Source organism: Streptomyces sp. NPDC029164 (assembly GCF_055563995.1).
Genome location: NZ_JBVHWW010000052.1, coordinates 34,914 through 40,932, shown reverse-complemented (window position 1 = coordinate 40,932; position 6,019 = coordinate 34,914). Strand labels below are relative to the sequence as shown.

4 protein-coding genes, 1 rRNA gene and 1 pseudogene are annotated in these 6,019 nt (G+C 72.9%); 5 read left to right on the top strand and 1 reads right to left on the bottom strand.

From position 1 onward, the window contains the following. From rrf to ACZ4VT_RS34470, 3 genes and pseudogenes are all read left to right on the top strand, one after another. Positions 1–91, top strand: a 5S ribosomal RNA gene (gene rrf, locus ACZ4VT_RS34480); the annotation flags it as partial. A gap of 104 nt (positions 92–195) precedes the next feature. Continuing rightward, positions 196–1,218: pseudogene (locus ACZ4VT_RS34475) on the top strand (hypothetical protein); the annotation flags it as partial. A gap of 324 nt (positions 1,219–1,542) precedes the next feature. Then, complete coding sequence (locus tag ACZ4VT_RS34470; protein WP_467955333.1) at positions 1,543–2,409, top strand: tetratricopeptide repeat protein; 867 nt, start codon at positions 1,543–1,545, stop codon at positions 2,407–2,409. Positions 2,410–2,486: 77 nt separating this feature from the next. Here the strand turns inward: ACZ4VT_RS34470 and ACZ4VT_RS34465 are convergent, their stop codons facing one another. Beyond that, positions 2,487–3,758, bottom strand: coding sequence for a DUF1015 family protein (locus ACZ4VT_RS34465; protein WP_467955329.1), 1,272 nt, complete (start codon positions 3,756–3,758; stop codon positions 2,487–2,489). Positions 3,759–3,870: 112 nt separating this feature from the next. Here ACZ4VT_RS34465 and ACZ4VT_RS34460 point away from each other — a divergent pair, with 112 nt between their 5' ends. Both ACZ4VT_RS34460 and ACZ4VT_RS34455 read left to right on the top strand, forming a co-directional pair. Then, positions 3,871–4,908 (top strand): HAD hydrolase-like protein, encoded by a 1,038-nt coding sequence (locus ACZ4VT_RS34460; RefSeq protein WP_467955328.1) that lies wholly within the window; start codon positions 3,871–3,873, stop codon positions 4,906–4,908. Between the two features lie 50 nt (positions 4,909–4,958). Then, complete coding sequence (locus tag ACZ4VT_RS34455) at positions 4,959–6,017, top strand: FecCD family ABC transporter permease (RefSeq protein WP_467955327.1); 1,059 nt, start codon at positions 4,959–4,961, stop codon at positions 6,015–6,017. Positions 6,018–6,019: the final 2 nt, after the last annotated feature.

Sequence of the window (6,019 nt, the reverse complement as noted above, 5' to 3'; positions counted from 1 at the left end):
GCCCGGTTACATTCCGAACCCGGAAGCTAAGCCTTTCAGCGCCGATGGTACTGCAGGGGGGACCCTGTGGGAGAGTAGGACGCCGCCGAACAATCTTTCAAAGGACCCTTGGTCCAGCGTTCAACGCTGGGCCAAGGGTCCTTTTTTGTTTCACCTCTTTACGCCGAAGCGCGGCCATGGGTTGGTTGCGCGAGAATGACTAGCGGTACCCCGAAGACAGGAGTCACACCCATGTCCAACTCTCCCGACGATCGTCCGGAGCGCGAGCCTCGGCGCAACGACGGCGGTGACAGGGGCGGCTACCGCGGGGGCCGTGACGACCGTGGTGGCGACCGTCCCCCGTTCCGTCGTGACGACCGTGGTGCCAGTGGTCGTCCGTCCAGTGGTGGCGGCTTCCGTCGCGATGACCGTGGCGGGCGTCCCGCCGGCGGCGGTGGCGGCGGTGGCGGCGGTTTCCGCCGTGACGACCGCGGTGGCGACCGTCCCAGCTACCCCCGCCGTGACGACGACCGTGGTGGTCGTCCCTCCGGTGGCGGTGCCGGCGGTGGCGGCGGCTTCCGTCGCGACGACCGTGGCGGGGACCGTCCGAGCTTCCCCCGCCGTGACGACCGTGGCGGCGACCGCCCGTCCTACCCCCGCCGCGATGACCGCGGGGGCGAGCGTCCCTCGTACCCGCGTCGTGATGACGACCGTGGTGGCTTCCGCGGTGGCCGTGACGACCGTGGTGGCGACCGCCCGTCCTACCCGCGTCGCGATGACCGTGGTGGCGACCGTCCGTCGTACCCGCGTCGTGATGACCGTGGCGACCGTCCCACCGGCGGTGGCGGCGGCGGCTTCCGCCGTGACGACCGTGGCGGGGACCGTCCGAGCTTCCCGCGCCGTGATGACCGTGGTGGCGACCGTCCGTCGTACCCGCGTCGTGATGACCGTGGTGACCGTCCCACCGGCGGTGGCGGCGGCGGCTTCCGTCGTGACGACCGTGGCGGGGACCGCCCGTCCTACCCGCGCCGCGATGACCGGGGTGGCGAGCGTCCCTCGTACCCGCGTCGTGATGACGACCGTGGTGGCTTCCGTGGTGGCCGTGACGACCGTGGTGGCGACCGCCCGTCCTTCCCGCGTCGCGATGACCGCGGTGGCGAGCGTCCCTCGTACCCGCGTCGTGATGACGACCGTGGTGGCTTCCGTGGCGGCCGTGACGACCGTGGTGGCGACCGCCCGTCCTACCCGCGTCGCGATGACCGCGGTGGCGAGCGTCCCTCGTACCCGCGTCGTGATGACCGTGGTGACCGTCCCACCGGCGGTGGTGGCGGCGGCTTCCGTCGCGACGACCGTGGCGGCGACCGCCCGTCCTACCCGCGCCGTGACGACCGCGGTGGCGACCGTGGCGGGTTCCGTGGTGGCCGTGACGATCGCGGTGGTGACCGTGGTGGCTACCGTGGTCGCGATGACCGTGGCGGCGACCGCGACTTCCGCTCCGACCGGGACCCGGTCAAGCGCCTTCCGATCGACGAGGACGTCACCGGTCTCGAGATCGACGCCGATGTGCGCCAGGAGCTGCTGAGCCTGCCCAAGGGCCTGGCCGAAGAGGTCTCCAAGAACCTGGTCATGGTCGCGCGGCTGATCGACGAGGACCCCGAGCAGGCGTACGCGTACTCGCGCATCGCCCTGCGCCTGGCCTCCCGCGTCGCCGCCGTCCGCGAGGCCGCCGGCTTCGCCGCGTACGCCACGCAGAAGTACAGCGAGGCCCTCGCGGAGTTCCGTGCCGCCAAGCGCATGACCGGCTCGGTCGAGCTGTGGCCCGTCATGGCCGACTGCGAGCGCGGCCTCGGCCGTCCGGAGCGGGCGCTGGCCATGGCCGGCGAGCCCGAGGTGCAGAAGCTGGACAAGGCCGGCCAGGTCGAGATGCGTCTGGTCGCGGCCGGTGCCCGGCGGGACCAGGGGCAGCTCGAAGCCGCCATCGTGACCCTGCAGAGCCCGGAGCTGGCCTCCAGCTCCGTCCAGCCCTGGACCGCGCGCCTGCGGTACGCCTACGCCGACGCCCTCCTGGCGGCCGGCCGTGAGGACGAGGCGCGCGAGTGGTTCGGCAAGACCCTCGAAGCGGACAAGGACGGGGCCACCGACGCCTCGGACCGTCTCGCCGAACTCGACGGTGTCGAGTTCGTCGACGCCGCCGTCGACCTGGCCGACGTCGATGTCGATGGTGACCTCGACGTCGAGGACGTCATCGACGACGAGGACGACGACGATGAGGACGACGAGGACGCGGCGGAGGTCGCCGCGGCCGAGCGCGCCTCCGACGTCGCCGAGTACTACGACGAGGACGACGAGGAGTACGAGCCGCTGGAGCAGTCCGCGGCCGACGCCGACCTCGACGACGCCGCGCAGGACTCGGGCCGCGACAAGGCCTGAAGCACGAGCACGGTGAGCGCATGAGAAAGGGCGGTACCCCCCGGCGGGGTACCGCCCCTTTTCGCGTCCGGAGTGGTTCAGCCCAGCCCGCGCAGGACCAGCCCGGTGGCCGGTTTCGGTCCGAAGGAGGTGGACTTGCGGGGCATGGTGACGCCCTGGCGGGCCAGGTCCCGTACGACTTCCTCCCGTACGGGGTGGAGCAGGACGGCGGTGCCCCCGTGGCGTTCGGCCATGGCCACGGTGGACGCGGCGTCGTGGATGTACGTGATCTCCTCGGGGGCGTCCGGCACGTGCCAGAGGGCGTCGAGCAGGGTCGCGTGCAGCACGGTGGCGTCCAGCCGGCGCCAGGCCTCCGGGCGGTCGTGGCGGACCGTGCGGTCGAGGAGCGCCAGGTCGGGATCGGTGACCAGGTGGAAGGTGCCGTCGCCGGTGAGCAGGAAGGCGTTGCCGCGTTCCGAGGCGTCCGCGAGGGCGTCCAGGGCGAGCGGGAGCGGTCCGTCGACCGGGGTGACGCGGAAGTGGCCGCCGAGGGCGGCGAGGGCGTCGGAGACCGGGAGCCGGCGCAGCATCCGGTGGATCGCGCGGACCTGGAGCGGGTAGCGCGCGGTATCCACGAGGAGGACCAGCCCGAAGTCCCACGCCGTGGGGGAGCCGTGCTCCTCCTGGAGGCGCAGGTACGTGGCCCAGCGGTGGTGGCCGTCGGCGATGAGGGCCTGGCGGTGGCTGAGGTCCGCCGTGACGGTGGCGAGCTCGTCCGGGTCCGTGATGGCCCACAGGCGGTGCTGGAAGCCGTCCTCGGTGGTCGTCGACAGCAGGGGCGTGCGCTGGGCGGTCCGCTCGACGACCGCGGCCGCTCCCGTGCCGGGGTCTTCGCCCCGGTAGGTGAGGAGCAGGGGTTCGAGGTTGGCGGAGGTGGCCCGCATCAGGCCGGCCCGGTCGGTGACCACGTCCGGCATGACGTCCTCGTGGGGGAGGACGATGCCCGCGTCGGCGGTGGACAGGGCGAGGGCGCCGATGACGCCGCGCTGGAGCAGGCCGGCCTTGCGTTGTTCGTACACGTAGAGCGCGGGCTCGGGGTCGGCGCTGAGGATGCCCTCGGCGAGCCAGTCGTGCAGGGTGCGGGCGGCCTGTTCGTTGCGTGCGGCCGGGGTGCCGGCCTGCGGGAGGATCAGGCGGACGATGTTGTGCGGGTCGGCGGATTCGAGGTGGTCGACTCCGTCGGGGCGCACGACCACGTCGTACGGCGGGGAGGTGACGGCCGCGAGGCTGCCGACACGCTCCGGGACGTAGCGCAGGCCATGGAACGGGATCAGTCGCAGCCCTTGGTCCGCGGTGCCAGGTGTGGTCATTGGTGCATGGTAAGTCGCGTCTCGCCATGCGGGATGATCGGGGCAGTGCAGAATCGGACAAGATCGTTCTCCCCCGGCTACCGCCGGGAGGGCCCTCAGAGGAGCGAACGCGATGACCCGGCAGAGCAGGACCAGTCCCGCGGCGAGTGAGCAGAGTCTGCACCAGGCGTACGACACCGCGCTGCTGGACCTCGACGGAGTGGTGTACGCGGGCGGCGAGGCCATCGCGTACGCCGTGGAGTCACTCGCCGCGGCCCGGGCCGACGGCATGCACCTCGCCTACGTCACCAACAACGCGCTGCGGACCCCGGACGCGGTCGCGGAGCACCTGGGCGAGCTGGGCATCCCGACGGAGGCCGCCGAGGTGATCACGTCCGCGCAGGCGGTGGCCCGGCTGATCTCGGAGCAGGTGGAGCCGGGGTCGAAGGTGCTGGTGATCGGCGGGGAAGGGCTGCGGGTCGCGCTGCGCGAGCGCGGACTGGTGCCGGTGGAGTCGGCCGAGGAGGAGGGCCTGGCGGCGGTGGTGCAGGGGTACGGGGGTCCCGAACTGCCCTGGGGACGCTTCGCGGAGGCCTCGTACGCGATCAACCGCGGGGTGCCGTGGTACGCGTCGAACACCGACCTGACGATCCCGGGGGTGCGGGGGATCGGGCCGGGCAACGGGGCCGCGGTGGAGGTCGTACGGATCGCCACGGGCGCGGAGCCGCAGGTGGCGGGCAAGCCGCTGCCCCCGATGCACCGGGAGACGGTGCTGCGGACGGGGGCGGAGCGGCCGCTGGTGGTGGGGGACCGGCTCGACACCGACATCGAGGGTGCCTTCAACGGGGAGGTGGACTCGCTGCTGGTACTGACCGGTGTGACGGACGCGGAGCAGCTGGTGCGGGCCGAGCCGAGGCACCGGCCGACGTACGTGGACCGGGACCTGCGGGGGCTGCTGACGGGGCAGCCGGAGGTGGAGCCGGTCGCGGAGGGGTTCGCCTGCGGCGGCTGGACCGCGGTCGCGCTGAACCGCGGGGTGCTGGAGCTGCGCGGGGAGGGCGGGGATCCGGTCGACGGGCTGCGGGCGCTGTGCGCGGCGGCCTGGACGGCGGCCGGGGACGGGGTCTGCACGCTGGACGCGGCGAAGGCGCTGGCCAGGCTGGGCCCTTAGGGCCGAACGGGTGATCCGTGCGAGGTGGAGGGTAGGCTAACCTAACTCGCGTGTTGGTCGAGAGCCCCCCTGAATCCGAACCGAGCGCGGCGCCCGGACAGGCCGCCGTCGCCCGCCCGCGTCATGCCGCGCGCGTCGCCGGTCTGCTGGCCGCCCTCGCGGTGCTCGCGCTGGTCGCGGTCGTGAGCATCGCCGTGGGCGCCAGGCAGATGCCCCTGGACGAGGTCTGGCACGGCCTGTTCGCGTACGCGGGGACGCCCTCCGACGTGGTGGTGCGGGACCTGCGGGTCCCGCGCACGCTCCTCGGGCTGATGGTCGGACTGGGCCTCGGCCTGTCCGGTGCCGTGATGCAGGCGCTGACCCGCAACCCGCTGGCCGAGCCCGGCATCCTCGGCGTCAACGCCGGCGCCGCGGCCGCCGTGGTCTCCGCGATCAGCTTCTTCGGCGCGACGTCGATCCGCGAGTTCGTGTGGTGGGCCTTCCTCGGCGCCGCCGTCGTCTCGGTGGTCGTGTACGTCCTCGGCGGCAGCCGCAGCGCGACCCCGGTGCGCCTCGCGCTCGCCGGTACGGCGGCCAGCGCGGCCCTGATCGGCTACATCAACGCCGTGCAGCTGATGGACAGCAAGGCGCTGGACAAGCTCCGCTTCTGGACGGTGGGTTCACTGGCCTCGGCCAACATGGACACCGTCCGCCAGGTGGCGCCCTTCCTGATCGTCGGCGCGGTGCTCGCGCTGTCGCTCGGCCGGCCGCTGAACGCGATGGCCATGGGCGACGACACGGCGCGGGCGCTCGGCGCGCACCTGACGCGGACCCGGATCGCCGCCGTGGTCGCCATCACCCTGCTGTGCGGTGCGGCGACCGCCGCGTGCGGGCCCATCGTCTTCATCGGCCTGATGATCCCGCACCTCGTCCGGGCGTTCACCGGTCCCGACATGCGCTGGGTGCTCGCGTACTCGGCCGTCCTGTCACCCGTCCTGCTGCTCGGCGCCGACGTCGTCGGCCGTGTCGTCACCCGGCCCGCCGAACTGCAGGTCGGCGTCGTGACCGCGCTCATCGGCGGCCCCGTCTTCATCTACCTGGTTCGGCGCAAGAGGATGGCCCAGCTGTGACC